This is a genomic window from Streptomyces sp. SID14478 (assembly GCF_010548525.1).
Taxonomy (GTDB): domain Bacteria; phylum Actinomycetota; class Actinomycetes; order Streptomycetales; family Streptomycetaceae; genus Streptomyces.
Map to the genome: position 1 here is coordinate 1 of NZ_JAAGMG010000050.1, position 3,241 is coordinate 3,241.

The 3,241-nt window shown below is 71.9% G+C and carries 2 protein-coding genes and 1 pseudogene; all 3 read right to left on the bottom strand.

Annotation, left to right across the window (positions count from 1 at the left end):
• Positions 1-1,376, bottom strand: a 1,376-nt coding sequence (gene dnaG / locus G3I40_RS01835) for a DNA primase (protein WP_164300376.1), incomplete at its 3' end; no start/stop codon positions are given.
• A gap of 46 nt (positions 1,377-1,422) precedes the next feature.
• Entirely contained in the window at positions 1,423-2,688 is a 1,266-nt protein-coding gene (locus G3I40_RS01840) for an FAD-dependent oxidoreductase (protein ID WP_164300377.1), read from the bottom strand.
• A 231-nt stretch (positions 2,689-2,919) separates the two neighbouring features.
• Positions 2,920-3,241: pseudogene (locus G3I40_RS01845) on the bottom strand (deoxyguanosinetriphosphate triphosphohydrolase); the annotation flags it as partial.

A 3,241-nucleotide genomic window follows, 5' to 3' on the forward strand; every position in this document is an offset into this window, starting at 1 on the left:
GGCTGCGGGCCCCGCGCGCTCGGCGCCGGGCCCTTGCCGCCGCGGTCGCGGGCCCACCGGGCCAGCTGGGCGACGCGCTTGACCACGAACTGCGTGTCGAGGATGCCGAGCATGCCCGCGAGCTGGACCGCGACCTCGTGCTGGGAGGCGCTGTTCTTGATCCGGGCGACGACGGGCGCCGCCTCGTCGAGTGCGGAGGCGCGGCCGGCCGGGGTCTCCAGGTCGTAACGCGAGACGATCTGCCGCAGCGCGAACTCGAAGAGCGGGGTGCGGGGTTCGACCAGGTCGGCGACGGCCTCGTCGCCCTTGGCCAGGCGCAGGTCGCACGGGTCCATGTTGTCCGGGGCGATCGCGATGTACGTCTCGGCGGCGAACTTCTGGTCGTCCTCGAAGGCGCGCAGGGCCGCTTTCTGGCCGGCCGCGTCGCCGTCGAAGGTGAAGATCACCCGCGCCGAGCCGTTGTCCATCAGCAGGCGGCGCAGGATCTTGATGTGGTCGGTGCCGAAGGCCGTGCCGCAGGTCGCGATGGCGGTGGTGATGCCGGCGAGGTGGCAGGCCATGACGTCCGTGTAGCCCTCGACGACGACGGCGCGGCTGGCCTTCGCGATGTCCTTCTTCGCGAGGTCGATGCCGTACAGGACCTGGGACTTCTTGTAGATCGGCGTCTCGGGCGTGTTCAGGTACTTGGGGCCGTTGTCGTCCTCGCGCAGGCGGCGGGCGCCGAAGCCGACGACTTCGCCGCCGATGTCGCGGATCGGCCACATGAGGCGGCCGCGGAACCGGTCGATGGGGCCGCGGCGGCCCTCCTGGGAGAGCCCGGAGAGCAGGATCTCCTTGTCGCTGAAGCCCTTGCCGCGCAGGTACCGGGTCAGGTGGTCCCAGCCCGCCGAGCTGTAGCCGACGCCGAAGTGCGCGGCCGCGGCCTGGTCGAAGCCGCGCTCGGCGAGGAACGTGCGGCCGATCTCGGCTTCCGGGGACTCCAGCTGGTCGACGTAGAACTGCGCGGCGACCTTGTGGGCCTCGACGAGGCGGATGCGCTCGCCGCGCTGGTGCTGGGGGTTGTACCCGCCCTCTTCGTAGCGCAGGGTGATGCCGGCCTGGCCGGCCAGGCGCTCCACCGCCTCGGAGAAGGTCAGGTGGTCGACCTTCATCACGAACGTGATGGTGTCGCCGCCCTCCTGGCAGCCGAAGCAGTGGAAGAACCCCTTGCTCGGGCTGACCTGGAAGGACGGGGACTTCTCGTCGTGGAACGGGCACAGGCCCTTGAGGTTCCCGCCGCCCGCGTTGCGCAACTGCAGGTACTCGGACACCACGGCGTCGATCGGGACCGCGTCCCGAACCGCCTTCACGTCCTCGTCATTGATCCTGCCTGCCACGCGGCAAGTCTACGGGTGCGCTCCGACACTCCCGTCACTCCTCCCGTCACTGCCCCACAAGATCACCGAGCGGGACCGTCGGGTCGGACAGGCGTTCCGTGCCGGGCCTGGCGCCGGAGCGGATCAGCTGCTGGATCTCGTCGGTGACGTCCCACACGTTCACGTTCATCCCCGCCAGGACCTGGCCGTCGCGCAGCCAGAACGCGATGAATTCGCGTTTGCCCGCGTCGCCGCGCAGCACCACCTGGTCGTAGCTGCCCGGGGGCGCCCAGCCCGAGTACTCCAGGCCCAGGTCGTACTGGTCGGAGAAGAAGTAGGGCACGCGGTCGTAGGTGACGTCCTGGCCGAGCATGGCGCGGGCCGCGGCCGGGCCGCCGTTGAGCGCGTTGGCCCAGTGCTCGACGCGCAGCCGGGACGAGAACAGCGGGTGCTGGAGCGCGGCGACGTCCCCGGCTGCGTAGACGTCGGGGTCCGAGGTGCGCAGGGAGGCGTCGACGGCGATGCCGCCGCCGTGCTCCCGGGGGGCGAGGTCCAGGCCGGTCGACTCGGCGAGGGCGGTGCGCGGGGCGGCGCCGATCGCGGCGAGCACGTCGTGCGCCGGGTGCTCCTCGCCGTCGTCGGTGAGGGCGGCGAGGACCATGCCGTCCTGGCCGGTGATCTCGGTGAGCCGGGCGCCGAAGTGGAAGCGGACGCCGTGGTCGCTGTGCAGCTCGGTGAAGATCTGCCCGACCTCGGGGCCGAGCACGGAGTACAGGGGGGTGGCCTCCGGTTCGACGACGGTGACCTCGGCGCCGTACTCGCGGGCGGCGGCCGCCACCTCCAGGCCGATCCAGCCCGCGCCGGCGACGACGAGATGCCCGTTGTCCCGGCCGAGCGAGGCCAGCACGTTCTTCAGGCGTTCGGCGTGGGCCAGGCGGCGCAGGTGGTGGACGCCTGCCAGGCCGGTGCCGGGGATGTCGAGGCGGCGTGGTTCGGAGCCGGTGGCGAGCAGGAGCTTGTCGTAGCGGATGGTGGTGGAGTCGCCGAGCCGCACCGTCTTCGCGGCACGGTCGATCGTGGTGACCGTCTGGCCGAGGTGGAGCTCGATGTCGTGGCTCGCGTACCAGGCCGGTTCGTGGACGAAGACGCTGTCCCGCTCCTCCTTGCCCTGGAGGTAGCCCTTCGACAAGGGCGGGCGCTCGTACGGGTGGTCCCGTTCGTCGCCGATGATGATCACCCGCCCCGTGAAGCCCTCCGAGCGGAGGGTCTCGGCGGCCTTCGCGCCGGCGAGTCCTCCTCCGACGATGACGAACGTCTGGTCCGCGTCGACCACTTGATGCCTCCTCGTTGCGCTGCCGTCATATGCGAGCGTCCCGCACGGAGCGTGATGCGGGAAGGGGGCGTGGCCCGAACAGGGCAGCTTTTCCCTGCTTTTCCCGCACTTTTCGTCACGCCCAGTGGTCGGGGCGGACCGGGTGGCGCGCGCGAGGGCCCTGCACGCCAGACCGCGCGAGGCGGGTCCACCCGGGCGTGCCGCACCGGCGCACCGCCTCCGGTGATGCCCTCAGGGCCGGTCGGCGGTGAGCCGGGCGTGCAGCGAGCGGGCCGAGGCGTCGGTCAGGGAGGCGATCTGGTCGATGATGACGCGCTTTCTCGCCCGGTCGTCGGGCGCGTCGTCGAACAGGGCGCGGAACTGGGGGTCCATGCCGTCCGGGGCGCGGGCCGTCAGCTCCTGCGCCAGCTCGGCGACGACGACGCGCTGGTCGGCGCGGAGCCGCTCCTGCTGGGGGCGCTGCATCACGTACCGGTCGGCGACCGCCTTGAGGACGGCGCACTCGTGGCGGGCCGCGCGCGGGACGACGAGTTCCGCGGCGTAGCGCGTGAGG